The sequence below is a fragment of the Maribacter spongiicola genome (genome assembly GCF_004364165.1).
GTDB classification, from domain to species: Bacteria; Bacteroidota; Bacteroidia; order Flavobacteriales; family Flavobacteriaceae; genus Maribacter; species Maribacter spongiicola.
Map to the genome: position 1 here is coordinate 58,505 of NZ_SOAY01000012.1, position 24,836 is coordinate 83,340.

At 35.9% G+C, this 24,836-nt stretch carries 26 protein-coding genes; 9 read left to right on the top strand and 17 right to left on the bottom strand.

The annotated features are described in order from the left end of the window. Entirely contained in the window at positions 1–981 is a 981-nt protein-coding gene (locus tag CLV90_RS13490) for a CHC2 zinc finger domain-containing protein (protein ID WP_133688038.1), read from the top strand. A gap of 8 nt (positions 982–989) precedes the next feature. On the opposite strand, the gene CLV90_RS13495 is transcribed toward CLV90_RS13490, so the two are convergent. Both CLV90_RS13495 and CLV90_RS13500 read right to left on the bottom strand, forming a co-directional pair. Next, positions 990–1,403 carry a DNA-binding protein gene (locus CLV90_RS13495; protein WP_133688039.1) on the bottom strand — a complete coding sequence of 138 codons (414 nt, stop codon included), beginning with the start codon at positions 1,401–1,403 and terminating at the stop codon, positions 990–992. A 200-nt stretch (positions 1,404–1,603) separates the two neighbouring features. Continuing rightward, on the bottom strand, positions 1,604–2,068 hold the full coding sequence (locus tag CLV90_RS13500; RefSeq protein ID WP_133688040.1) for a helix-turn-helix domain-containing protein: 465 nt from the start codon (positions 2,066–2,068) through the stop codon (positions 1,604–1,606). A 70-nt stretch (positions 2,069–2,138) separates the two neighbouring features. On the opposite strand from CLV90_RS13500, the gene CLV90_RS13505 reads away from it, so the two are divergent. Beyond that, entirely contained in the window at positions 2,139–2,909 is a 771-nt protein-coding gene (locus tag CLV90_RS13505) for a thermonuclease family protein (protein WP_166638587.1), read from the top strand. A gap of 411 nt (positions 2,910–3,320) precedes the next feature. On the opposite strand, the gene CLV90_RS13510 is transcribed toward CLV90_RS13505, so the two are convergent. Beyond that, positions 3,321–3,830, bottom strand: coding sequence for an antirestriction protein ArdA (locus tag CLV90_RS13510; RefSeq protein WP_133688042.1), 510 nt, complete (start codon positions 3,828–3,830; stop codon positions 3,321–3,323). A 255-nt stretch (positions 3,831–4,085) separates the two neighbouring features. Between CLV90_RS13510 and CLV90_RS19310 the strand changes: the two genes are divergently transcribed. Together CLV90_RS19310 and CLV90_RS13515 are read left to right on the top strand one after the other, a co-directional pair. After that, positions 4,086–4,235, top strand: a complete 150-nt coding sequence (locus tag CLV90_RS19310) for a hypothetical protein (protein WP_166638588.1) — start codon at positions 4,086–4,088, stop codon at positions 4,233–4,235. Continuing rightward, entirely contained in the window at positions 4,232–4,558 is a 327-nt protein-coding gene (locus CLV90_RS13515; RefSeq protein ID WP_133688043.1) for a hypothetical protein, read from the top strand. Before CLV90_RS19310 ends, CLV90_RS13515 begins: the two co-directional genes overlap by 4 nt. Positions 4,559–4,623: 65 nt before the next feature. Here CLV90_RS13515 and CLV90_RS13520 read toward each other — a convergent pair whose 3' ends face one another. From CLV90_RS13520 to CLV90_RS13530, 3 genes are read right to left on the bottom strand one after another with little or no spacing between them, the layout of a single operon-like run. Then, a complete protein-coding gene (locus tag CLV90_RS13520; RefSeq protein ID WP_133688044.1) occupies positions 4,624–5,094 on the bottom strand; it encodes a hypothetical protein in 471 nt (156 codons plus the stop codon). Between the two features lie 33 nt (positions 5,095–5,127). Continuing rightward, on the bottom strand, positions 5,128–7,263 hold the full coding sequence (locus CLV90_RS13525) for a type IV secretory system conjugative DNA transfer family protein (RefSeq protein WP_133688045.1): 2,136 nt from the start codon (positions 7,261–7,263) through the stop codon (positions 5,128–5,130). 26 nt (positions 7,264–7,289) lie between these two features. Next, entirely contained in the window at positions 7,290–7,580 is a 291-nt protein-coding gene (locus tag CLV90_RS13530) for a hypothetical protein (protein ID WP_133688046.1), read from the bottom strand. 86 nt (positions 7,581–7,666) lie between these two features. Between CLV90_RS13530 and CLV90_RS13535 the strand changes: the two genes are divergently transcribed. Beyond that, positions 7,667–8,299 (top strand): recombinase family protein, encoded by a 633-nt coding sequence (locus tag CLV90_RS13535; RefSeq protein WP_133688047.1) that lies wholly within the window; start codon positions 7,667–7,669, stop codon positions 8,297–8,299. A 29-nt stretch (positions 8,300–8,328) separates the two neighbouring features. Here CLV90_RS13535 and CLV90_RS13540 read toward each other — a convergent pair whose 3' ends face one another. The 11 genes from CLV90_RS13540 to CLV90_RS13590 form a co-directional block, all read right to left on the bottom strand. Further along, positions 8,329–9,960, bottom strand: a complete 1,632-nt coding sequence (locus CLV90_RS13540; protein ID WP_166638589.1) for a relaxase/mobilization nuclease domain-containing protein — start codon at positions 9,958–9,960, stop codon at positions 8,329–8,331. A 37-nt stretch (positions 9,961–9,997) separates the two neighbouring features. Further along, a complete protein-coding gene (locus tag CLV90_RS13545; protein WP_133688049.1) occupies positions 9,998–10,348 on the bottom strand; it encodes a plasmid mobilization protein in 351 nt (116 codons plus the stop codon). Between the two features lie 276 nt (positions 10,349–10,624). Then, entirely contained in the window at positions 10,625–11,176 is a 552-nt protein-coding gene (locus tag CLV90_RS13550) for a hypothetical protein (protein ID WP_133688050.1), read from the bottom strand. Positions 11,177–11,203: 27 nt separating this feature from the next. Beyond that, positions 11,204–11,449 (bottom strand): hypothetical protein, encoded by a 246-nt coding sequence (locus CLV90_RS13555; protein ID WP_133688051.1) that lies wholly within the window; start codon positions 11,447–11,449, stop codon positions 11,204–11,206. A gap of 1 nt (position 11,450) precedes the next feature. Continuing rightward, positions 11,451–11,723, bottom strand: coding sequence for a helix-turn-helix domain-containing protein (locus tag CLV90_RS13560; RefSeq protein ID WP_133688052.1), 273 nt, complete (start codon positions 11,721–11,723; stop codon positions 11,451–11,453). Between the two features lie 23 nt (positions 11,724–11,746). Further along, a complete protein-coding gene (locus CLV90_RS13565) occupies positions 11,747–12,742 on the bottom strand; it encodes a hypothetical protein (protein ID WP_133688053.1) in 996 nt (331 codons plus the stop codon). A 115-nt stretch (positions 12,743–12,857) separates the two neighbouring features. Beyond that, positions 12,858–14,201 carry a tyrosine-type recombinase/integrase gene (locus CLV90_RS13570; protein ID WP_133688054.1) on the bottom strand — a complete coding sequence of 448 codons (1,344 nt, stop codon included), beginning with the start codon at positions 14,199–14,201 and terminating at the stop codon, positions 12,858–12,860. Positions 14,202–14,542: 341 nt separating this feature from the next. Further along, positions 14,543–14,947, bottom strand: coding sequence for a BLUF domain-containing protein (locus CLV90_RS13575; RefSeq protein ID WP_133688055.1), 405 nt, complete (start codon positions 14,945–14,947; stop codon positions 14,543–14,545). Between the two features lie 84 nt (positions 14,948–15,031). After that, a complete protein-coding gene (locus tag CLV90_RS13580) occupies positions 15,032–16,303 on the bottom strand; it encodes a Y-family DNA polymerase (protein WP_133688056.1) in 1,272 nt (423 codons plus the stop codon). Then, the gene (locus CLV90_RS13585) at positions 16,300–16,665 is read right to left on the bottom strand and encodes a S24 family peptidase (protein WP_133688057.1); all 366 of its coding nucleotides are present in this window, start codon (positions 16,663–16,665) and stop codon (positions 16,300–16,302) included. The genes CLV90_RS13580 and CLV90_RS13585 overlap by 4 nt, the downstream gene beginning before the upstream one ends. Before the next feature lie 15 nt (positions 16,666–16,680). Continuing rightward, entirely contained in the window at positions 16,681–16,953 is a 273-nt protein-coding gene (locus CLV90_RS13590) for a hypothetical protein (RefSeq protein ID WP_133688058.1), read from the bottom strand. 361 nt (positions 16,954–17,314) lie between these two features. Between CLV90_RS13590 and ku the strand changes: the two genes are divergently transcribed. The 4 genes from ku to CLV90_RS13610 all read left to right on the top strand — a co-directional run bounded on the left by ku (position 17,315) and on the right by CLV90_RS13610 (position 24,726). Continuing rightward, positions 17,315–18,088 (top strand): non-homologous end joining protein Ku, encoded by a 774-nt coding sequence (gene ku, locus CLV90_RS13595; protein WP_133688059.1) that lies wholly within the window; start codon positions 17,315–17,317, stop codon positions 18,086–18,088. Between the two features lie 3 nt (positions 18,089–18,091). Next, positions 18,092–20,518, top strand: coding sequence for a DNA ligase D (gene ligD, locus CLV90_RS13600; RefSeq protein ID WP_133688060.1), 2,427 nt, complete (start codon positions 18,092–18,094; stop codon positions 20,516–20,518). Between the two features lie 162 nt (positions 20,519–20,680). Further along, entirely contained in the window at positions 20,681–21,130 is a 450-nt protein-coding gene (locus CLV90_RS13605) for a response regulator (RefSeq protein WP_133688061.1), read from the top strand. Between the two features lie 8 nt (positions 21,131–21,138). Further along, entirely contained in the window at positions 21,139–24,726 is a 3,588-nt protein-coding gene (locus CLV90_RS13610; protein WP_133688062.1) for a PAS domain-containing sensor histidine kinase, read from the top strand. Positions 24,727–24,836 lie beyond the last annotated feature (110 nt).

A 24,836-nucleotide genomic window follows, 5' to 3' on the forward strand; every position in this document is an offset into this window, starting at 1 on the left:
GTGAACTGCGAACAAGCCAATAAGATACCTTTAGAAACGGTCCTGAAAAGCATGGGTTATGCGGCTTTGGGCAAACATTCGGGCGGTTCGGAACAATGGTTTGAGAACCCTTTTCGAACGGAAAGAACCCCTAGTTTTTCAGTCAATCACAAGAAAAACCTTTGGCAAGATTTAGGAACTGGCGAGGGTGGTTCGGTCATAGACCTTGTAATGCAGTACGGCAATACAAGCGTATCAGGTGCGCTCACATGGCTATCCGACCATATCGGTGGTAATTCCCTCCCCCAAATCAATCGAACGCACTCCACGGGCGAATTTGAGCAAAAGAAAGCCCGTTACGAAGTACGAAAATCAGGCATTGTTATGAATCCCGCTTTAGTGGGTTATATCGAACAGCGTGGCATTTCTCAAAAGGTCGCCCGAAAGCACTTAAAGGAAGTGCGCTATTTCGATACTGAAACGGAAAAGGAATTTTTCGGACTTGGAATGCAAAATCATTTAGGCGGTTGGTCAATTCGCAACAAATACATGAAAACCGTTATCGCTCCCAATGGGTTCGCGGACGTTCGAGGAAACGGCGAGAAGGCGAACACGGTAAACGTTTTTGAAGGTATGTTTGATTATTTAAGTTATTTGATGATGACCGACCAAACGGATGCCCGTATGCGTTCCATTATCCTCAATTCAACGAAAATGGCAAAGCAAGCTGCGGATTATCTTAGGAAAGATTTAACGGTGCAAAATGTAGTCTTGTGGTTCGATAATGAACCCGAAGGCTCAAAGGCTTCCGAAGCGGTAGAACAAGCCACGGCACACTTTACCGCCCTGCCCTACGCCGTATATGATGCTCGTAATACTTTTTATGGTTACGAGGATTTGAACGCTTCTTGGGTCGCAACCAAAGAAAAGAACCGTATCGAAATTCGCCCGATTAAATACCATGACAGCGACCAAAACGACAATTTACAAATGGATTTGTAAAGCCCGTTCTATTTACCGAATAGCCGCCCGAAAAAACCCTTTTTTACAGGGGTTTCTTTTTGTTCGTGTGTAAGCTGTGCGAACAGTTTCCACCGTTCTTCACTTTCCTTGTCCAGTCGTGATTTATAATCTTCCTTGTCAGCTTCAAGTGCTTTTACTTTTTCATTCACTGCTTCAAGTTGCACCTCTAACACTTTGATTTTGTGCTGTGTTTCGGTGTTCGCCTTGGGGGTTTCCAATGGTTCGCCCTTACTGTTTCTTTTTTCGTTCTTGGGGTACACCCTAAACAATTCGGCAGGGTCTATTTTAAACCCGCTTGAATCCTTGGACACATAGGAAATCTTACCGCTATTCAACGCTTTTGAAATGGTTGATTTGCTTTTTCCCGTTGCCTTCGCTGCCTGTCCAAGTGATAAATACATGGTGTTTTTCCTGATTTTATAAGGGGTTGCCAATCGTTCTTAAAAACGATTATGAAACAGTTTACCGAACGAACGGTGCAATTACACCTATTCTATGACCTTCATCCACAAAATTCTTCTTCTTTTTCTTTTAGCAAGTCATATTTAAGTCCTTTCGCCTTAGCGAAAGTCAATTTTATGCTAAAAATGAACATTGCATATTAATCGGGAGCTAAGGTAATACCGTTTCTAACTGCCAATAGGTTCAGTTTATTTAAAAACTCTGTTTCTTGTGGCGTATTTTTCCTTTTATATTTATAGTTATTATTAGTGTCAGCCGTATGTGTCGTAGCCTGTTTTCTGCGCTTTTTTGGTTTCGTAGGTTTCAAAGCCAAGAAATTCAGGTGAATTTTAATACCAGTATAATAGCCCCAACGGTTCTTAGTACGGCTATAAAACAAATAACCTTCTTCAATGGCATCCTTTAGATATCGTTGCACTTGGCGAACACTGCGCCCTAGCTTCTTTGCAATTATGCCCATAGTAGTTTCCAAAGGTTGTTCCTGTCCTGCCCATCCCAAGAGCATTAAAACCATGCATCGGGTCATGGGCATTAAACGAGGGTTTCGCACAAAGTCCTGTTGAACGGGTTTTACAAAACCAAAATTAGGTGATTGCAGTTCCAAGGATTTTCGCTTGGGCGCGTCAGGCTTTTGTTTTTGTGAGTAGGGGGCATTTATTATTCGGATGTTTCCGATGTCTGCAAGGTGTTTCATTGGGTGTTTCCTTTCCAAAAAGGAAGAAAATTGCACCGTTGCATTAAGGTCGCAAAAAATTGTTACAAGAAATCATTTTTTCCTTGCATCGCTCTTTATATTAGGCGATGCTGTGAGTGTTCAGTTCAGGTTGCATTGCCTACATAAAGATTTTTTAAAGACCGCTTCGGCGGTTTTTTTCTTGCCTGTTATTTCGTTGTATTTCTCCAAAAGTTTGAATCGTTCTTTAGTTTTCCCGTTTTCATCCACTAAAGCAATCACAAATTATGGGGATAACTTACTTATGGACAGAAAAATGGTTGATATACCTATAAGCCTAAATGCTCATTATACTATGTTTCAGACTATTTGCATTATTGGGATAAGTGTTTTTCTGGCTTCATTGCTTACGCATTTGCTTAATCCTTCAACTTTTCCACTTCAAGCAAAACGAAAATTTGGAAAAGTGCGCTATATTCATGATGGCGATACCTTATATTTATATGGATTGAAACCCGCCATACGCTTGTGGGGTGTTGATGCTCCAGAAGTAGGAGAAATGGGCGCACAATTAGCCACGGATGCCTTAACAAAGCTTACTAAAGAAAAAAGAATATCCTATATCCCGATTGATACGGATAAATATGGACGCATTGTTGCCCGTGTGTTTCTTCCGAATGATAACGAATTAAATTGTATGCTCATAGGGCAGGGCGTTGTTAAACAGTATCGGAAATATTCCAAAGGTTTTTATGATAGCTGCGAACCTTAATTGGGCTTAGTGAAGTGAGACAAGCAAAGATTTAAGTTAAGCCCCCGAAGGGATCTTAACGTAATTTTGCGCAGCACGAACAAGATAAGAACAATGAGAATTAGAATGATAATAGGTATTACGAAAAATGATTTGTAGTAATTATTAAATATTGAAAAGCAATATAAAAGGGTCTGCGAGTGCAGACCTTTTTTTTATTTCAAAATCGCAATATTCATTTTCACTTTTTGGTCTGTGAATACTTTCCGTATCGAAAAAGTGCGCGGTGGCAAAAAGGAACTGTTGAAACGATTTTATTTTTCTTAAAATCGCTTTCATCTGTTCCCGCGCGTTTGAAATTTTGGTTGATTTAACCATGCGCTTTTTCGCGCCTGGTTAAATCTATCCTGAATGGAAAAATGGCATTCTTTACTAATTGCAGCGATATATGAGTTTTCTCCCTGCAATAACCGTTTCCGAATAGTCAACGGCTAAATCCCTCGCAATAGCTTCATAATCTATATAATTGTTCAAAGCTGCGGGAATTTCTCCAAATAATCCTTCATCTATAAATTGTTCGGCTAGCTCTTTCATGTTATCCATAATGTAAATATCTACTTCAAAATCAGAAGGGCTTACTGTATTGGGGTCGAAACTATATCCACACTCCCCAACGGCAATGATAAAAATTTCCTTTTCGTGTTCCTCCCATTCTTCAATGGTATTAAAGAACACTTCGATATTGTTTTGATAAAGACCATAAGCCTTGGCAAAATCACAATCCAGATATGAGCCATCAATAAATTGTATTTCGTACTCTTCTACGGGGTCGCCATAATCATTTTTATTACTTGCGGCTTTAGCTTTATAAGTTTCATAGTCATTGAAATAAAAACCGTTTGCAGAAATATCGTAAGGTTGTGCATGTAGTTGAACAGTCATTTTCAGTTCCTTTTGTTTTGGTTTTAAAGAAAACGGCTATGCCGCTTCTCTTGAAAACCTGAACTGCTGGCGAAGCATGGGGGTAACAAGTGCAATGAAAATCTGTATCGTTTAGGTGCGGGCAGGGGCGTTTATGCCACAACACGGCTATACTTATTTTTGTTGTGGGCGTGAGGGGTAAAGCCCCTTAGTAAATTCTTCTATTTTTTCAGGCACTACCTAAATAGGAATCCGTACATTTATTCTATGATTAGAATGAAGGTAAAAGACGGTTTTTCTATTTCAATATCAGGAAGGAATCTTGATAAATTGGATTTATCCTCTTTTAGCGTGGAGCATAGTAAAATCCCTAATTCTGAACGTCTTGATTTTAAAAAAGTATTATTAAATCAAAAGAAAGCATGAAACAGGACAGCCCAAATAATCCCGAACTACGCCCATTACCTTGGCATATACTAACAGAAAAAACGTCAAGTTCGGAAGAACGAAAAGGGCGGTTAATTCATGTGGAAGAACCGAAATTTGAATGTCGTTTCTATATAGGAAATGAGGAAATAGAAACCAAAGGGCTTTCAAGTCTAAATACTGAAACGGGCGTATTATTGTACGATGTAGTTTTGCCAAAAGACGAAAACATTGCATCTAACATCAGGGAAATTAATGGATGGATGAAAGAGGGGGCTAGGGTTTTATATGACATGCTGTATCTGCCTTATTTTAGAAAATAACCGCTAAATAAAAAAGCTGCATACCTTTAGGTTATGCAGCTTCATTTTTTCGTAAACTTCAAAAATTAATTTGCACTAAAAACATTGTATTTGCTTTTAGCTATAAACTCCCAAAAGCTTTTACATGTTACTTCTGTACTAAATTCGGGATTAAATATTTCAGCAATTAAAACCCATCTTTTCACAAATCCATGTGCATAAGGGTCATAACGTTCACATGTTACACGTTTGTTTCTATAGTCATGTCTCAAACGAACAGCAAAACCTTGGGTAATGAAATATTGAAAATCTCTACGGTTCAATGAGGGGTCAATATTTAACTTAACATTTTCGTAACTGTTTATTGCAATATGCTCCCAAAAATTAATGGCGTTTACTTTTTTAAAATGTTCTTTTTCGATAAGCTTTGCCATACGCCAATCAGAAACAAAATCTTGTTTCGATAAGTCGTAACGTTCTACTTCATCCCATTTTCCTTGTCCGTCAAGTTCCACCCTTACCGAATGGACACCTTGAATATAATATAAATACCCCATAACCGAATATTTTACATAGTTTGTGTGTTTGAATTAATACGTGTTCTTGCCATACTGACTTCGCTTGAAAAGCTTAAAGAAAGGTACTCTTTTTAGCTTTAACGGATGCCCTTGTCTTGGAATAACTAATTGATTTTTTGTTCCCACATCTAAGAAGGTAGCAACTTCAACCGCTTCCATTAATTTATAGTTGCGTTCGCCTTCTTTAGCTTTTAGAGTATAGCTGCCTAAAATCTCTGAAATGTAGTTTGCAGTCTTATTATCTTTTTTATCCAAAGCGAAGATTTGCAAATCACTACTTCCCAAAAAATCCGAAGCATTTTTATAGTTGGTCGTCAATTGTTCGATATTCTGAAGAATGAACCAAAATTTAATATGACTACTGGCTGCAATGGTTATTTTTCTAGCTGCCGGCGCAAAGTAACCTAGCTTGCTAAATTCCTCCATAAGAAACAAAACCCTGCGTTTAGAGCCTTTGGGTTGGGGCGTTACATGGGTACTGCATTTATTCAGCCCAGTTGTAAAAAAACTAGCGGTAAGACGGCTGAATTTTTCCAAATGTTCTTCGGGTAATATTAGAAAAATACTAGCTTCTTTTGTTTTGGCATCAGCCAAACTAAAATCGCTTTTATGGCATATTATTTTTTGTATAGATGGCGAATTTATCCAATCAATTCCTCTAGTTAGTGTCGTGAGAATTGCCCCTTTTTCAGCTTTAGCCCCTGCTGTAGTCAAAACGCTTGCGGCTTCTTTTGCTGCACCATTCACAGCGTTATTGGTAGTTAATGCGGTTTTGATAAAGGCATCAATTTTTAAAGGGCTAAATTCTGTTGGTTCGGCTTCGCCGTACTTGATAAAATTAAAAACTGTTCCTAAATGGCGTTGCTCGTCCTTTAAAAAAGGGTCTGATAGAACATAGGCGATAACCCCGCGTAATACGATTTGTGCGGTTTCCCTAAAGTGTGCCGTATTTCCTTTTTCATTATCTGATTTTTCAATACAGGCTTCCGCCAATGTCTTTATATGCTCACGGGCTTCAATATGTTCAACATCAATCTCATCAAGCGGATTCCAATGTGAATTTCTTAAAGTTACACCTGAATTTTTCTTACCGATAACCACATTAAAAGGGTCAATAACGAAAAACGGGCGTTGTTTGCTTCTTCGTTTCCATACCACTTGAGTAATTTCGCCTTTGGGGTCTAAAGCGATAATACCCCCTGAATAGTTCAATACATTGGTGTAAATTACATCAACGGATTTTCCACCCCTTGTTCCTGCAACCAAAATATGATGCCATTGGTTTTTTACGCCAATATTCCTTCCCCTAAATTGAAAATCATTTTCAAATAAGGTTCTGCCGTAAAAAATGGTACTCTCTGCACTAAACCAAATGCGGTTTCTATTTTTAAAAAACCAAGCCCCAATATCCTTTTTAAAAAAACTATTAAAACCGCCCCATCTTGCTGTGACACCTTCATGTGAAGTGGTAAACCACCGCTGATAAATACCAGTTTCTTTAATGTATTCTATGGAAATTAAAATGAGGTTTTTAAAATATAGAATGATGACTGGAACTAGAATCATCCAGAATAAATACCAAATGTATTTAGAAGGATATAAATAATGTAAAACGCCAAATAAGATGAAAACATTAATGTTGTTTATTGTATAAAATTTTCTGCTTTTAATTTTGTTTTGGCTGATAAGGTACACGCCTCCAAAATGTATTATAGCTATTAAGGCTGCTGCTATATATACGGGTATTGCTATTTCATTTGGCAACTTTTCAAAGTAAAAACCGTAGAAGAAAAAGAAATAAAGCAAGCATAAAAGAGGAATAAAATATTTTGCATTTCTAAACCACCGAAGCCTAACAACTGCGAGTTTAGAAGCAAACATTAACCAAAATATAAAGCATAGTATTATGCCACCGACTAAAATAAAAAATGTTAGTTCTCCTTCGTTTTCTAACAGAACATCCCATATTCTGATACGCCTATTCTTCCAATTATAAAGGTTGAACGCCGACCAATCGGGTAAATTTTTCCAAATCGAGCGACTTACAAGTAAGCCATAAATACAGATTAAAATAATTGCCACACCATAATTAATACGTGCGGTAAATCCATTTTTTCTGTTTGCTGCGGGTGTGTGTTTTGCTTTCATAATGTATAGATTTTAGTTAGAATGGATTAATCCTCAAACAAGTCCAATCCTTCGCCTTGGTCTTGTTCTTTTTCTCTTATGTCTTGATGCTGTATTTCAGCAATGGTAATTTCTATTTGCTTAATCTGTTCGAACAACTGATTTCGTTGTGCTTCGGCTTCGGGGCTGCCCTGAATGTTCTCTAGGGCTTGGTACTGCTCCCGTGTGTGGTCTAGTAATTCGTTGTAATGTTCGATTTGCTTTTCGCTGCTGCTTTCTTTAGAAAATAATCCCATAATGTTACTTTTTTGATTAAAAAATCCTTTTAGCTTTATCATTTTAATGTAATTAAACCAATAAGTTACTTACAAATGTAAGTAATCTTTTGTGTTATTTACATATATTTGCTATAAATCAGTAACCAATGGATGAAGAAGCCTTTAAGTTTTCTGGAAAATCAACTAGAAAGTGGGTAGCGCAACCAAAGGGAAAACCTAAAGAAAAGGTTAGCCCCAAAGAATCAGGTGAAACCCCTGTAAGAGATATGTTTTTGGAACATTTAGAGGAAAGGTCTAAATCATTGTCGGATTATGAACAAAATATAGACACCCTAACGGACGTAATAGGTTCTAAGGATTTCCTTGATACAATGCTAAGTTCAAAACTTACTTTCAGGCAAGCAATCGAACAAAATAAGTATGCTGCTGCTTTTTTGAGCAATGACAACTCAAAATTTGAAAAATTGATTGATACGCTAGGCGAAAGTTTTGAATATGTGCATTCCGAAGCCATACGAAATTCAAGGAATACGGCTTTAGGAAAAGAAAGCAAAAGCAATGCTGATATCTTTGCTCAAACAATGGGTGAACACTTGAATAAAGTGCGTGATGAAGGGCATACAACAATGCGTTCGATTGCCGAAAGATTTAACAAATTGGGTGTTAAATCCGCTCGGGGTTACGATTGGTCGCACACTACAGTTAACCAATTGATTAAAAGACGTAAGGCTTTGGGTTTGGAAACCGATACCAAGGATGCAGGACTTGATATGGATTAATTAATACTCAAACAATTTATATTTTAGTATTAAATCTCTAAGCCTTCGTCTTGGTCTAAATCTTTGCTGTTTTCTTGTTCGATTTCCTTAAACTCCATCCATATACGGCGTTCTTCCGCACTATTAAATTCAGGAATTTCACTTCCTTCTTTTCCTAATTCCTCGTCTAACTTTTGTTTTTCCAAGGCTTCAAATTCTTTAGCAATGCGCTCCTGCTCGGCTTGTTGCTCCAATGCTTTTTCGTTGGCTTTAAAATCTTCTGCTATGCGCTTAATTCTACCAACTTTTTTACGCTGTCTAGGCGTTTTACCAGTTACGCTATTTCCTAAGCGTGCTGCTGCTTCGGGGCTTGCTTCGGCTTCTTTGATAATCTCGCCTTCATCTTCCATTTTTTGCTGCGCTGCTTCGATAGTTTCTTTGCTCTGGTCGGTCTTACCTTCCAAGGTTTCTATTTCGGCAAAGCCTTGTTTTTCAAGTTCCTTTTTTATTTGCCATTCTCGCCCTTTATAAATGGCTTCAATATCAATTTTAAAACGGCGCATTTGCTCGTCTAGTTGCTTTTCTCGGTTTTGCAGATTGTCGTAGGCTTCCTCAAATTGTTCACGTTTGAACAATCGAGAACCTACACCGTGAACCTTCGCATATTCCTCCTTGGCATCTTTTAACCGTTCTCGGCTTCCTTCGATGTCGTGGCGTTCCTTCGCTTTATTGATGCGCTTTCCAAAGTAATCATCAAAACTTTTTGATTTTTCTTGTTTGGCAATACGTTTGCGCTTCGCTTCAAGTGCTTCCTGTTTTTCGGCTTTTTGTCTACCAGAAACATTGGCGGCATCTTCTAGTTTTCGTTGCTGTTCCGCTTCGGCTGCATCGCGGTCAAAAGGTTCGTTCTCTTTTTTAATCCTCTCGGAAAGGTCGTCCACATTTGGCAAAGCATCACGGTCAATGTCTTCAAATTTTTTCTTCATATCCCTAGTGGAATGACCATCTATAACCTTGGCAATATTGACCATATTCCCCTTGTCATCTACGGCTAAAAGAAAACGACGACCACGGGCAAGCTGTAAACCTTCCTGTTCCAATGCATTCTTAAAACTCTTTCCATCGTCCGAAGCATTATAAGCTCGTGTAACCTGAATCCCATGTCTCGCCTTTTGGGTTTCGGTGTAATATCGTGCGCCGTCCTTCTCACGTAATTGAGCGTTCAAAACTCGATTTTCGCAATGTATGCCGTGTTCTTTTTCGTATTCCAATGCCCACGCTTGCAATGCTTTTCTATCCAGTCCAATATGCGTTCGCTTGCCCGTTTCGGGGTTGGTCAAATTAGCGACAATATGAACATGGGCATGGTCGGTATCATTATGCGCTACTAAATAATATTCATTATTAGATAAACCTAAATGCCCCAAGGTTGCCAAAGCCATTTCCCTTTGGTGTTCCTCATTCGGGGTTTCCCTATGCGCCCATGAAAGGGAATAATGGTAAACACTTCCTGTTTCTGTTTTGCGCCCTGCTGTGCTGCTCCCGTTCTCAATTTTAAGCTGTTGCGAGTTCATGTCCGTCCAAGCCATTACCTTGGCAGCCTTAAAAATATCATTGGTGTACATATTGCCCGTTTCCGTCCAAGCCACACGCTCGTCCGTTTCGGCTTTCTTATCGTGCATAAGATAATCCGTAACGCCTTTAAAGCTATATCCCTGACTATTGACCCTCGGTATCATGTAACAATCTATTGAGAACGGTTTCTAATTTTTCGATAGTTCCGAAAAGCAAATCATGTTCTTGGGCGGTTAGCCCTCCAATATGAGTACGCTTTACATACTGATTCAAGTTGTTTCCGATGCCCAAAAGTTGGCGAACCATACCCGTATCAGCTTTACTTTCTTTAACGACGATTTTCCCCTTTGTACCCACTCGGCGCATATATTCCGAAAGTGTAAAACCCGCTTGCGCTGCCCTTGTATCAATAGCAGCACGTTCCGATTTTGTGCATCGGGTACGTGGCAAATGTGCATCGAAAACAATCTTTTTTTTCGCTTTGGGCTTTGGCATTTCTTTACTTTTTTTTAAAGCCTTTCGGCTATCCTTTTAGGGGATGCAACGGGGATTACTCCCCTTGCCAAGATTGGGAAATATTAGTAGCAAAAATTACGAATTTGTAGCTACATTTCCCCATCTTGCTAAGCTGCACTTTTACTAATTTACGTTTTTCCTTAAACCTAAGCAATTTTATAACAAATATTCATCCACAGGCATCCCGTAAGGATTGCCCTATCGGGCAAAACTTTTATTAAAAATGTGCTGTCTAAAAAAAGAAAAAGGGTGATTTTAAAATGGGTCTTTATCCCAATCGCTAAAAATTGGGCGTTCTATTGTTCGGTGTTCGTCTTGGCGTAAAGGCGGTAAAATTTCTATATGCTGCTCGTCCTCATAATTAATCAGGTAAGAGCTATTGAAATTCTGTTTTTGCCAGAATGCAGAACTGGAACGGAAGGGCAAATCAAAGAACTCTTTACAATACCAAGTAAATGTTTGCGGGTCGTCACTTCCTGTCGTAAATGGAAATTCCTGACCATAATATTTAAGCGTTGGACAAAGCGAACGAGCCATAATAATGAGAGAATATAATTCATTTGAAAATGCTTTATTGTCTGTAACGCCTATTAATCCAAGATAGGTGTTATACGCTACGTGCAATCTATGCAGTTGCTTAGGGTCAATTTTAAAAACCTTTAATTCTGCTTCGCTTGTGTAGAACTGGCTTGTATCTTCATTGAGATACGAATGATTTTTGATAACGGGATTAGGATATTTAATCGCCCATTGTCCTACCATATCAACAAGCAATGAACGTAACTGCATTTGTTCATCTATTTCCATTCTCAATTTTTTTATCAAACAAAAGACTTAGTATTCCATACCCATATCTTCACTTTCATCTAAATCGTTTTCTTGTTCAACTTGTTCAAATTCTTCTCTAATTCTATCCTTCTCATATTGCAGCTCGCCGCCCTCAAACCCCATTCGGTAATCTTCGGGCAAATTCTCTGCACTTAGAACTGTCTCTTTCATTTCAGGGGTATGCCTACTAATTTCATAGCCATGATTAAAACCCTTTAAAAAATCTGCGGATGGCTCAATTGTTTCTTCCATTTTAAAATGTGTCTTTTGCGTGTTTCTCTAAATATTCGTTGATACTTTCGGTATCATATAAAATGATTTTTTTGCGAGGTTGGCTAAAGCGTATATCCCCGTTATTTCTCAATTTGGAAATGGTTGTTTTAGATGTTACTCGAAGTAAACGCATGGCTTCTTGTTCAGATACCCATTTATCTTGTTTTTCGTTACTTTCAATTCCTTTCATGCGCTTAACAACCTTATCAACAAGGTCATAAAAAGCTTTGGTTTCTAAACATATTACTTCCATAATTAATACTACTTATTAGCACCCTAATCCTTAAAAAGCGCATTATAAAAACCATTGTAAGCATCTTCCATTAAGCTTGCATTTCGGTAATACATGTTGAGATTATTTAGAAGATATATACTTGGGTCTATTTTTGATTCTATTTGAATTAAATCCACAATAACAGAATTGCCATAATCCAAATAGGTTTGAAATGCTCCCGAACCTTGATACTCATCAATCATTTGGCTTAAAGGTTTATAAACAATAATTGGTTCTCCCCCATTTATATTAGGCTGCACACTTTTGTGTGTAGGGAAAAAAGCACTAATTGAAGTTAAATTATAACTTGGTGCAGTTTTAATATTATCTCCTTTCCAAGTTCCACGAGCAGCCTTCAAATTGCCAATATCCAAGCTTTTTTCTCCATTTTTTCTATAGGATAAACGTGCATTTTGATGCTGATATAACTTATAATTATTTTTTTTCATTACTGCGTGAAAATCGGCATATGTATATTCTATATTTTTAATATTGTTGTAAGTTACTTGATGATATGTTGGCTGAAAACCTAGATAAGTATCTGCTTTATATATTATTAAATTATTGGGGTCTTTTAAATTTCCTGCGGATTTTGGATAAACAGTTATTTTAAAGACAATGTCCTCTCGACTGCTTGGAGTATGTCGAACGTTTTTATTATTTGGATTCTTAATAGAATGTACAGCATATTCAAAATAATCTAAGCTGGTGTCTCTTTGAAGTTCTTTAGTAGAACGAACATAGTTAGGGTCTGGACTTGCTAACCAAATAATTTCTCCACCATTATTCTCTATTGTTTTCTTTGCATCAGCTAATGATTGTCCTAGATTTATACCTAACAAATTAATGGTTTTTTCTATATGTTCTTGTGATAAAGCAGTAAAATTCTCTCTGATAGATGTCGATACAGGTTTTCTTGATTGTGTTCCACGTTGCGCTTCCATCGTTTGAAGGGACATAAAACTTATTAGCAAAAAGGCTGTAAAAATATTTCTCATAATTAGTTAATTTTTATAAGTCAAATATAAAATAAACTACTGAAAATTAGCGTCTAATGTCCTGATTTTAAATGTTTCTAACTATCATTTTAATCCCTATATAAAATCATTCTTTTTAAGAATTTAATACTGTATCAAGGGCATCATCTGCATCTTTATGAATAAAATTTGCCTGATAGTTGATGGTTGTTTTCAGGTCGCTATGACGATACAATTTTTGCAGCATTAACGGTGATATTGAATCTCCTGCAATGTTTCCAAAGGAATGTCTTGCAATGTGATTTGATAGGTTTTTATCAATTTTACAAATTGTTGCTATGCGCTTTAAATACTTATTTAGCAAAGTCGATGCATTACGACTTTTAACGAAAATATCTCGTTTACTGTTAAAGTCTGCTTTTTTCAAATAAGGGAAAACGTAATCGGAATTACTCTGCATATCCTTTTTATAAAATTCAAGAATAGCTTTTGCTTTATCAGGTACTTTTAAGCTAACGGGTTTCTCGTTCTTGTTCATTGTATAAAACAATCGTCCATCCATAAAGTCGGACCATTTCATTTCTAAAACATCAGATACTCGTATTCCTGCAAAGTAGTATGCAAATAACCAAATATTTCTAGTGTGCCAAATCGTTTCCCCTTCTTTTAAATCTGCATTTTCAATATTGGCGATTTCTTCCCTTGTCAATCCTATTTTATGTCCTGACTTTACCCGTATGCGCTCCTTTTCTCCTGCAAATGGATAATGTTTTGAATCAACAATACCTTCCTTTATCGCTGCATTAAAAAGCGTTCTAATGAAAATTAATTGATTGGTTACTGTTCTTGTTTTTTGTTCCAAATATGAAATACAGAAAATTTTATAATTGCTCAAAAAAGCTTGGTTAATATCCTCAAAATAGAGTGTTGCATCTTGTTCAAATTCCTTTTTAACTTCGCTTAAAAACGAATAGTCCTGCTTCCTTGATTTGCCTATGCGCTCTTTTCTCCTCTGTTTAATCCTATCTATGATAATTTGTCGTTCTTCAAACTTATTCCAGTTTAAAAATTCACGGATATTGAACAAAATAGATAATTCAGGTTTAGCCACCGAATACGTTCCAGATTGAAATTTCTGTTTGACCCTTTGCGCTCCAAACTGAAAAAATGAAACGCTCTTGCCCTTTCGCTGAACCTTCTTTTTTATATCCTTACTTGTGATATTTTCCTTGGATGCATCTGCATCAAGCGCAATACTATCCGCTTCAGTCAGCTTCTTTAGTAGGTAATTATTAAGGCGCACAGAATTAGGATGTGATTTTTTAACCTTACTTAGAGTTTCGTTCCATTCGTTTTCACGAATGTATTTACCAGTAAAGACATATCGGGTTTTTCTGTTTTGAGTTATGCGAATAGCTAACGGAAAAGTGCCGTCTTTTTTTTGGTCGTGCTTCCAAAGTATTATCTTTATTGATGCCATAACAAACTGATTTTGTTATATAAAGATAGGAAATAATGAAAAATCCACCTAAAACATACCTAAAACATTTTGCGGTTTTACATACTTTTATTTGTTTTTATATAAATCATAAAATACTGTTATTTAGCTATTTAATGTCATATTGAACCATATAAAACCAAATACCGTTAGGCTCATAACCCGAAGGTCGCTGGTTCGAGTCCAGTCCCCGCTACTAAGTCAAAGCCTCTGAATATTCAGAGGCTTTTTTTTAAATTCACTAACCTGTATTTTGTTCGGCTTTAAATAAAATCATAACATATAATATACAATTTCCCAGATTTCATCCATTCAAATTCGCCCTAACTGCCGACCAAAAAGATAATAATGCAGAAGTCGTTTTTTTTAGAGAGATCGGCATGCAAGGTCATATTCGTTACAAAAGCATCTTTTGAATCATAATATTGAGAATCATCAACAGGTGCATATAGCGCCATATCCCATTTCGGAAAATATCTTTGTTTTGATGGTCCTTCCCACAATAAATCTAGGGTATGATGTCTACTATCACTTTTAATTTTACTAAACAATGCCATCACCTCTTCCTCCTCTCCTTCCAAAATTTGTACAATACTTTCTTCGAAATACACAAGGCATCCTGTTATTTCTCGAGCATGATTCTTTTTACGTGCATCAATGAGAATATTCTCAATTTCATCAATAGTTAATTCTGGTGCTATCTTAGATTGGTAGGTGAGTTGGAACATTTATTCTTGCAGGTATATTTTAATAGACATTAAGTTACTGAAAAAGCTGATCCTTTTAATTCACTTCATCAAAATTTAATGGGATTATGTTTTCCCAATAGTCATTAACTCCCCCCATTGCGTGGTAAATCTTGGGCTGCGATGCTCTTTAATTAAAGCCCACTCTTCACTGCGATTGCCTACTGTAGCGACCTTGATTTTGTTCTTACCATACTTACCGTTTAGATTATCGATAAGATTGGTAATAACATCGCTCTCACTCTTATGCGGATCATCGAACATGTTTGTCTGCACCTCGTTTCGGTGCACTAACTGAGTTAAATTTACACCCACTTTTTTATAGCGATACCCTGGTTTAAATATCTGCCGTAAACCTTTCAAAGCTTCTTTTGTTAGCTTAATAGTGCTATCGGTCGGTGTATCTAGATTTATACTAATACTATTTCTATACTGCATATCTATTGCACTATGTTGATTGGTCTGTAATGAGATTTCTAGTTGTGCAGCTAGACTATGTTGCTGACGTAATAAATCTGCCACTTCGGCTACATAATAACTACAAGCTTCCTCGATAAGGGAGTAGTCGGAGAGCTTGAATCCGAATGATTTCGCTGTTCCTATACCCTTTTTTGCATTTGCTTCGGTCTCCAATTGTAAGCAAGGTACATTATTCAATTCTCGCCATAAACGCTCACCGATAACGGTCATTTCTTTTCTTACCCATGCAACGGGCATATTAGCAAAATCTAATGCTGTATGTATGCCATTGTTTTGAAGACGAATAGCATGCTTCTTCCCTATTCCCCAGATATCCTTCACGTCAAGGTTACGTAATAAATGTTGTCTTTTCCGTTCACTATCTACCACATAAACGTTATTGTTTCTTATAATTTTCTTAGCGAATTTATTAGCCAATTTCGATAACGATTTTGTCTTGGCAATACCAACCCCAACGGGTATACCTGTATTCTTATGAACGGTATCTTTTATTCTATGGGCCATTGCATTGTAATCATCGACCTTAATGCATCCTAAATCTACCCAACTTTCGTCAATACTATATTCTTCTACTCTTGGTGAAAATGTCATTAAAGTATCCATCACCCTTCTTGACATATCGCTGTACAGTGTATAATTCGATGAAAAATAAGTAACATCATTCTCGTCTAGCAATTTCTTGATCTTAAATATGGGCTGAAACATGGGGATTTCGGTCAACGCCTTTGCTTCTTTATTTGCAGCAATAATACATCCGTCATTATTACTTAAAACAACTACAGGTCTATTGATCAAGTCTGGTCTAAATACTTGTTCGCATGAAGCATAAAAACTATTACAATCTACTAATGCTATCATAATACCGACTTTATTATATAGGTTATCGTTCCCCAAATATTCAATTCAGAGGTATAGGTCTTATCTATTCGAACGATTTTAAAACTATCGTCTACGGCAGCCAATACAAGTTGATTTAATTTCGGAGTCAACGATTTGTCGACTATTAAAACATCATTTGTAAAAGCACCGAACTCCTTAAATTCATCGTCTGCCACTCTTATGAAAAATGTCGAAGATGAATTAGATACCAATGCTTCGTTCAAATCGATTCGAGGTTCACTATAATGTGTTGCCGGACTCGAAAAACCCGTCTGCGTCGGACTTTTGACCCTATGGTTATTATCAGATTTTTTAATTAAATGCTTGTCTTCTACAGTCATAACTTAAAACATAATTTATTTTCGTTCCCTTACCCAAAAATCATTCGGAACATTCCAAAAGCCCAGTACCGGCATTATATAACACACTACCCGAGACGGGTATTTATAATATAGATTAACATCATGGGTATCGGTCTCATACTCCACAAAAAAACCATCCATTGATATTGGTTTATTTTCGAACAGCCCATTATCCTTTAATGCGCATTCATAGCGCTCCTTCCCTATCTCCTTTAGAAGAGCTTTTATGGAAGTGACATCGTAATTTCTAAATACTGTTTTGGACATTGTCCAAATTTCAGGATATATTCCAAATAAAGTAAATCATTTTCGAAAATATTATTAACAATGAAGCAGAAAAAATAAATCCGCCTCAAGGCAAGATGGTCAACCAAATCTAAATAACAGACTTTGAAAGGTATTACAGAACTTCAAACTTCATTGACATAAAATATATATCATGATTAATGATAAGAAGTAAAATTTTTAGCGCTTTTGAGAAGGTGAAGGCGGTTATTTAATCAGGTTAATTATTAACTAGTTAGAGTTATCAAGCTTAAAAACGCTTTCATAAATTGAGCCATGCTAAATTCTGTGCTTACATAAGACTAAGAATATATCATACACAAGTAACCTTAATTTAAAATCTATGCGATCAATTTGGAACGGCTCTATAAGCTTCGGATTAGTATCTATACCCATAAAACTATTTTCAGGTTCTGAGGATAGAAAGCTTGATTTAGATATGTTAGACAGCCATGATGGCGCACGCATACGTTACAAACGCGTGAATGAAGAAACAGGCAAAGAAGTAGAATGGAAAGATATTGTAAAAGGCTATAAAAAAGACGATGAGTACATTGTATTGGAAAAAGAAGATTTTGAAAATGCCAATATGAAGAAAAGTAAAACCATCGATATTGAGCAGTTTATAGCCGAAGATGAAGTGTCTGATGTTCTTTTTAAAAAACCATATTTCATTAAACCTCAAAAAGGTGGAGAAAAGTCATATTCATTACTACGCAACGCCTTAAAGAAAACTGAAAAGTTAGGGGTAGCTACATTTGTTATGCGGCAAAAAGAACACTTATCGCTCATCGGTATTTATAAAGATGCGCTGGTATTACATGTTATACGTTTTGATGACGAAATTAGAAGCACGAAAGAACTTGAACTACCGAATACAAAAATTGTAAAAAAAGAAATGGATATGGCCATTTCTCTAATTGATCAATACACCGAGAAGTTCAATTTCGCCAAATTCAAGGATATCTATAACCAACAACTTTTAAAAATCATAGAATCTAAGGCTACTGGCAAAGTTACAAAGCCAGAAAAATTTGATTCTAAACCTACACCTGCAAAAGATTTAATGGCGCAACTAAAAGCAAGTCTAGAAAAAAGAGAGAAAAAAGCATCTTAAAACGTGAGTTTAAAAAAGTATTACGAGAAAAGAGATTTTAAGAATACCCCAGAGCCTAAAGGGGTGCTACAGCCTATTTCTCAAAATCAACGTTTCGTTATACAACGCCATGCCGCAAGTAGATTGCATTATGATTTGCGGTTAGAAATAAATGGTACGCTAAAAAGTTGGGCAATACCGAAAGGACCTTCTATGAACCCAAACGACAAACGTTTGGCAGTTAGAACCGAAGATCACCCGTTAGAATATTTAACTTTTTACGGCACTATACCTAAGGGTAACTATGGCGCAGGGAACATGATTATTTGGGATACGGGTACTTTTGAATTAGACATTACAGAAACAGATAAACCGCTATCGGAACAACTGGCAATCGGTAATATTAAATTGAAATTTTACGGCAAAAAAATTGTCGGTCGTTTTGCCCTTGTTCGTACCTCAGCTAAAAACGATACAGAGCAATGGCTGTTACTGAAAAAGAAAGATAACTTCGCTATTTCTACTTTTTACGATGCAGAAACATTGGTACCGTTATCTGAAACTAAAACAAAAAAATTTAAAACCCAGTTAAAACCAGGTTCAATAATTCAGCCTATGTTGGCATCTACTTCTAAAGAGATATTTAATGATCCCAACTATATATATGAACTTAAATGGGACGGTTATAGAGTTATCTCGCACATAACCAATACTAAAGTTTTATTACAATCTAGAAACGGTATTAATTACAATTCAAAATTTTCACAATTATATGATGAACTCTCTACTATAGAACATGATGTCATCTTAGATGGCGAAGTGGTTCTTGTAGACAAGAGCGGTGTTTCAAAATTTGCAGAACTACAAAATTACCCCAATAGCAAGGGCGAATTGCGTTACTATGTTTTTGACATGTTATTTCTAAACGGTCATAGTATGCTTGACCTAAAGTTAATTGAAAGAAAAAGTCTTATTCAAGATGTCATTGGTCATTTAAACATTGTTCAATATTGCGATCATGTTGAAGGTATGGGAACTGCTTTATATGAAAAAGCAATAGAAGTAGGTATGGAGGGTGTTATGGCCAAAGAAAAAAGTTCTAATTATGTTGTAGGATCAAGAACAGAAAAATGGTTAAAAGTAAAGACTACTCAAAGTACAGATGCCATTATTTGCGGTTATACCGAATCTACAAATAGTCCTGAATTAGTTGGTTCGTTAATTCTTGGACAGTACGAAAACAATACATTAAAATATATTGGTAATTGCGGCTCGGGCTTTACAGATAAAAGTCGCAGAGAACTTCAAATGCTGCTCTCTAATTATGAGGTCAGTACCAGTGTATTCGATAAAAAAATACCATTAAAAGGAAGAAAAGCGCATTGGACACAACCCATATTAGAATGTGAGGTCACCTTTTCAGAACGCACAAAAAACGATTTACTTAGAAATCCTGTTTTGAAACGGATAAAAAGTGAAATCCCTGAATTAAATTCTGATCCAAATACTCTGGTGGTTCAAAAGAAAAAAATATCTCCTTCAAAAGATATTATTACTATCGATGGCTTAACAGTACCCATTAGTAATTTAGATAAAATTTATTGGTCAGAATCAAACCTTACCAAGTATGATTTAATTGATTATTACCTGAACGTTTCCGAATACATATTACCTCATTTAATAGATAGACCACAAAATTTACATCGACATCCTAACGGTATTGATCAAGAAAGTTTTTATCAAAAGGATAATGAATATCTACCCGATTGGTTTGAAACGATTTCTATTTACTCAAAATCTTCTGAACGCGAAATCAACTATTTACTGTGTCAAAATACCGCTTCATTAATATACATGGCAAATTTGGGTTGTATCGAAATCAATCCTTGGAGCTCAAGAAAGTTAAGTTTAGATTATCCCGATTACGGAATTATCGATTTAGACCCTCCGAATAACATGAATTTTGAAAAGGTAATTCTGGTAGCGAAGGTATTCCATCAAATTTTGATCGACCTAAACATTGATAGCTTTTGTAAGGTATCTGGTTCTAAGGGTATTCACATATATCTACCTATGGGGCGTACATACACCTATGAAGAAGTTAGAAATTTCATTAAACTGCTATGCCATTTGGTAGAAGAACGTTTGCCTGAACTTACAACCTTAGAACGCACCATTAGCAAAAGAAAAGGAAAAATTTATCTAGACTATTTACAGAATCGAAGAGGGCATACCATTGCATCGGTACACTCGGTTAGACCGATTATGAAAGCACCGGTTTCAGCGCCCGTACATTGGGATGAATTAGATGGCGACCTTAATCCTCGAAAATTTCTTATGAAAGGGTACATCAAAAGATTAGAAAAAATAGGCGATTTATTTAATGGTTTATCTGCGTCAGATTTTGATATGGCTTTGACTTTAAATAAATTAGACACCACACTTAATTAATGGTTCAAGCTTAGCCAATAACTGTAAATAACAGGAATACCGCTCTTTGTAGCAGACTTTTTAATAAGTTGCATTATAGGGCTAAAAAAGAAAAAATAAGTTATTTTTAAAATCTTAAACTGTCAGAAATCAGCAGTAATAATATATGTAATACTTTCTATTATGGGCTACGAGAATAAACTACACATTTTATTAGTTGATGATGACAAAGACGATTGTGATATATTTAAAGAGGCATTAGAGGAGTTAGAATTATCTTCTGACCTTACAATTCTGCATAATGGAATTGAGCTTCTAGAATTTTTATCTTCTGAAAAAGGTAGCGATCCAGATATATTATTTCTTGATTTGAATATGCCAAGAAAAACTGGATTAGAATGTATTAAAGAAATGAAATCATCCAAGTCATTACCCAGCATTTCAACTGTAATTTATTCTACATCTTATAATACAAATGTTGTCGACGAACTTTATGATTTGGGTGCTCATTATTACATTCAAAAACCCAGCTCATATAAATGTTTAAAACAAGTTATTGAACAAGCTATACTTTTATTAAGCGAAGAAAAGAAAACATCAATTTCTAGGGCTAATTTTGTCATCAAACCTTAAACTTACTTATGCACGCTGACGACTCTTCATTTATTTTTTTACAAGGAGGCGGAGAAATGGGGAAACTCATAGAATCGTACAATTGGAACGAAACCCCATTAGGTGAATTAAAAAATTGGTCGCAAACATTAAAAACCAATGTTAGTACAGTACTCAATACCCCATATAGTATGTGTATTGCGTGGGGAAAGGAATCTATCGAAATATGTAACGATAGCTTTTGCTCAGCCTTAGGCTTGAGCAGAAACCATAATACTTTAGGGAATGGAATGAAATTGAAATTTGCCAAAGATTGGCAAAATATAGATGCCGCCCTAAAAAGTGTAATGAATGGTAATGCTACCGATCGTCAATTAGTTTCGTTACCTCTTAATAGAAATAATAAAACATACAAGTATCAATTCGAGTTCACTTATAGCCCAATTCGATTAGACACAGGTGAAATTGGGGGTGTCTTAATTATAGTGCAAGAAAAAGGTTTTACCGATAAAAAAACTTTTGAATCAGAATTACAAGAAAGCAAAAATCAATTACAATTTGCCATTGCTGCAGCTGAATTGGGCACGTGGGACTATAATCCGCAAACCAATATTTTTACCGCTAACGATAGATTAAAAGATTGGTTTGGGCTACCTCATAAGAACGAGCTTGAATTAACAGATGCGCTTAATGCCATTAATGAAAAAGATAGAGAACGGGTTGCCTCTGAAATTCAAATAGCATTAGATTATTCTTCGGGCGGCAGTTATGATATTGAATTCAGAATTAATAACCTGATCAACAAAAAAGAAATTATTTTACATGCTAAAGGCAGAGCCTGGTTCAATGACGACTCTATTGCCTATCGCTTAAACGGTACATTAGAAGATGTAACTACGCGAGTATTGGCAAGAAAGAAGGTTGAAGAAAGCGAAACCCGTTATCACAATCTAATACAATCATCACCATCCTCTATTGCTATCTTATCTGGTGAAGATTTAGTGATTACCATTGCCAATAATACCATTATTGAGTATTGGGGAAAAGGTGAAGATGTAATTGGCAAACCATATTTCGAATTATTGCCAGAATTGATTGAGCAGGGTTATGATAAAATATTTAAAGAGGTTTATGATACCGGCAATCCTTTTACCGCATTAGAAACTCCTCTATATATCGTACAAGACGGTGAAGCTAAAACGAAATATTACAACTTTATAGTTTATCCGCAGAGAGATTCAGAAGAAAAGATTAATGGACTTGGTATTATTGCTACAGAGGTAACCACGCAAGCACTTTTAAATAATAAGATTAGGGAAAGTGAACAAAATATACGAGCCTTGGTCGAAAGTGCTCCTTTCCCTATTGCCGTATATGTAGGAGACGAAATGCTCATCTCATTGGCAAATCAGTCCATTATGGATGCTTGGGGAAAAGGGAATGATGTAGTTGGTAAACTATATTCAGATATCTTACCAGAATTAGAAAATCAACAAATATTTAAACAAGTTCGTGGAGTATTTCACACAGGCACTCCCTTTAATGCTAAGAATCAAAGAGTTGAATTAAGAATAGATGGTATATTAAAATCTTTCTTTTTCAATTACAGCTTTACTCCCTTATTCGATGAATCTGGTAAGGTTTATGGGGTAATGAACACTGCTGCAGAAGTTACTGAATTACACGAAGCTAAAATTAAGGTCGAAGAAAGCGAAAAGAGATTTAGAAATACGGTTATGCAAGCGCCATTAGGCATTACCATTTTTAGAGGACCTGACCATATAGTAGAAATAGCCAACAAAAGTTATTTAGATATTATAGAAAAAATAGATGAAGAATTCATTGGAAAACCAATTTTTGATAGCTTGCCCGAGGTCAAAACTGTTATTGAACCTATAATCGCTGATGTATACAAAACAGGCGAAGCTTTTCATGGTTATGAATTTCCGGTGGTATTAAACACCCAAGGCACCCCTGAAACAAAATATTTTAATTTTGTTTATCATCCGTTAAAAGAGGATAATAACATTACGGGCATTATGGCCGTTGCTACCGAAGTAACCGCAATGGTAAAGGCTAAACATGTTATTGAAGAAAGTGAAGAAAAACTGGGTCTAATTATTGAAGCAAGTGAATTAGGGGTCTTTGATGTCGATTTAAAAACTGACGACATTATAGCTTCTAAAAGGTGTTATGAAATTTTAGGTTTTGATACCGAAACAAATTTAACGCATGAGGTAATGGTGAATAATATTCACCCAGATGATCTTAACCTAAGAAAAAAAGCTTTTGAAACCGCTTTTAAAGATGGAACATTACGATACCAATCTCGTGTAATATGGAAAGACCAATCGATACATTGGATCGATGCAAAAGGCAAAATATTCTACGATGAAAACAAAAACCCGATAAGATTGTTGGGCACTGTACGCGATATTACAGAAGAACGTAATTTTCAACAACAGCTATTAGAGCGAGAAGAAAAGTTTAGATTACTGGCAGACTCTATGCCCCAATTTGTTTGGACATCTGATGCCGAAGGAAACTTAAATTATTTCAATAAATCGGTTTTTGACTACTCAGGATTAACACCTGAACAAGTGTATAAAGAAGGATGGATTCAAATTGTACATACTGATGATCGAGAAGAAAACATTAGACTCTGGACAGAAGCTGTAAGCACAGGAACCGACTTCTTACTTGAACATCGCTTTAGAAATGCAATAGGAGAATACCGATGGCAATTAAGTCGCGCTATCCCTCAAAAAGATAGTGATGGCACTATAAAAATGTGGGTAGGCACCAGTACCGATATTCAAGAACAAAAAATGTTCACAAATGAATTAGAGAAGATGGTTCAAACACGAACCAACGAGCTACAGCACAAGAATGTAGACCTCGAAAAAATGAACAAAGAGTTACAGTCTTTTGTATATATCTCTAGTCATGATTTGCAAGAACCGTTACGTAAAATTCAAATATTTGCCTCTCGTATTCTAGAAACAGAATTCGAAAGTTTATCAGATAGGGCAAAGCATGATTTTACAAGAATGCAGAAAGCTGCATTTAGAATGCAAACCTTAATTCAAGATCTACTTGCGTATTCTAGAACTAAAATTGAAGATATCACCTTCGAAATTTTAAACCTAAACGAAGTAATTGAAGACGTACAAGAAACGTTAAGTGAAGATTTGAAAAATAACGACGTTACTTTCAATTTGAATATTCAATGCGAGGTTAAAATTATACCCATACAGTTTAAACAAATTATACATAATCTAATAAGTAACTCCATTAAATTTGCTCGCGAAGAGCAACCGTTAGTAATTGAAATTGATTGTGAGCACGTAAAAGGTAAAGATCTAGATATCGAAACCTTAGATAATAAAAAGAAGTATTGTCACATTCGCTTTGCCGATAATGGTATTGGATTCGAACAAGAATTCAGCGAAAAAATATTTGAGGTATTTCAACGGTTACATAGTAACGATGAATACACAGGTACAGGTATTGGACTTGCAATCGTAAAAAAAATAATTGAAAATCATAAAGGTCATATTATGGCAAAAAGTACCGTAAATGAAGGTGCTGTTTTTCATATTTATATTCCGGCTTAAGTAAGAATTTTGCAATTCGTATTCATCAAAAGCATTATTCACTTAATTAAAAAATACTTTTATAATTTACATTTTCATAGAGCATAAGTACCATGGCTTTTTGAATAGTG

Bases quoted from the DNA above. Each gene is read 5' to 3' on its own strand.
- CLV90_RS13505 (WP_166638587.1), top strand. From the start codon at position 2,139: ATGTCTGCAAGGTGTTTCATTGGGTGTTTCCTTTCCAAAAAGGAAGAA.
- ku (WP_133688059.1), top strand. From the start codon at position 17,315: ATGCGATCAATTTGGAACGGCTCTATAAGCTTCGGATTAGTATCTATA.
- CLV90_RS13555 (WP_133688051.1), bottom strand. From the start codon at position 11,449: ATGGAAGAAACAATTGAGCCATCCGCAGATTTTTTAAAGGGTTTTAAT.
- CLV90_RS13520 (WP_133688044.1), bottom strand. From the start codon at position 5,094: ATGGGGTATTTATATTATATTCAAGGTGTCCATTCGGTAAGGGTGGAA.
- CLV90_RS13510 (WP_133688042.1), bottom strand. From the start codon at position 3,830: ATGACTGTTCAACTACATGCACAACCTTACGATATTTCTGCAAACGGT.
- CLV90_RS13565 (WP_133688053.1), bottom strand. From the start codon at position 12,742: ATGAGAAATATTTTTACAGCCTTTTTGCTAATAAGTTTTATGTCCCTT.
- CLV90_RS13560 (WP_133688052.1), bottom strand. From the start codon at position 11,723: ATGGAAGTAATATGTTTAGAAACCAAAGCTTTTTATGACCTTGTTGAT.
- CLV90_RS19310 (WP_166638588.1), top strand. From the start codon at position 4,086: ATGAAGGTAAAAGACGGTTTTTCTATTTCAATATCAGGAAGGAATCTT.
- CLV90_RS13585 (WP_133688057.1), bottom strand. From the start codon at position 16,665: ATGACTGTAGAAGACAAGCATTTAATTAAAAAATCTGATAATAACCAT.
- CLV90_RS13580 (WP_133688056.1), bottom strand. From the start codon at position 16,303: ATGATAGCATTAGTAGATTGTAATAGTTTTTATGCTTCATGCGAACAA.
- CLV90_RS13540 (WP_166638589.1), bottom strand. From the start codon at position 9,960: ATGCACGATAAGAAAGCCGAAACGGACGAGCGTGTGGCTTGGACGGAA.
- CLV90_RS13570 (WP_133688054.1), bottom strand. From the start codon at position 14,201: ATGGCATCAATAAAGATAATACTTTGGAAGCACGACCAAAAAAAAGAC.
- CLV90_RS13495 (WP_133688039.1), bottom strand. From the start codon at position 1,403: ATGTATTTATCACTTGGACAGGCAGCGAAGGCAACGGGAAAAAGCAAA.
- CLV90_RS13610 (WP_133688062.1), top strand. From the start codon at position 21,139: ATGCACGCTGACGACTCTTCATTTATTTTTTTACAAGGAGGCGGAGAA.
- CLV90_RS13550 (WP_133688050.1), bottom strand. From the start codon at position 11,176: ATGGAAATAGATGAACAAATGCAGTTACGTTCATTGCTTGTTGATATG.
- CLV90_RS13525 (WP_133688045.1), bottom strand. From the start codon at position 7,263: ATGAAAGCAAAACACACACCCGCAGCAAACAGAAAAAATGGATTTACC.
- CLV90_RS13545 (WP_133688049.1), bottom strand. From the start codon at position 10,348: ATGCCAAAGCCCAAAGCGAAAAAAAAGATTGTTTTCGATGCACATTTG.
- CLV90_RS13515 (WP_133688043.1), top strand. From the start codon at position 4,232: ATGAAACAGGACAGCCCAAATAATCCCGAACTACGCCCATTACCTTGG.
- CLV90_RS13530 (WP_133688046.1), bottom strand. From the start codon at position 7,580: ATGATAAAGCTAAAAGGATTTTTTAATCAAAAAAGTAACATTATGGGA.
- CLV90_RS13605 (WP_133688061.1), top strand. From the start codon at position 20,681: ATGGGCTACGAGAATAAACTACACATTTTATTAGTTGATGATGACAAA.
- CLV90_RS13590 (WP_133688058.1), bottom strand. From the start codon at position 16,953: ATGTCCAAAACAGTATTTAGAAATTACGATGTCACTTCCATAAAAGCT.
- CLV90_RS13575 (WP_133688055.1), bottom strand. From the start codon at position 14,947: ATGTTCCAACTCACCTACCAATCTAAGATAGCACCAGAATTAACTATT.
- CLV90_RS13535 (WP_133688047.1), top strand. From the start codon at position 7,667: ATGGATGAAGAAGCCTTTAAGTTTTCTGGAAAATCAACTAGAAAGTGG.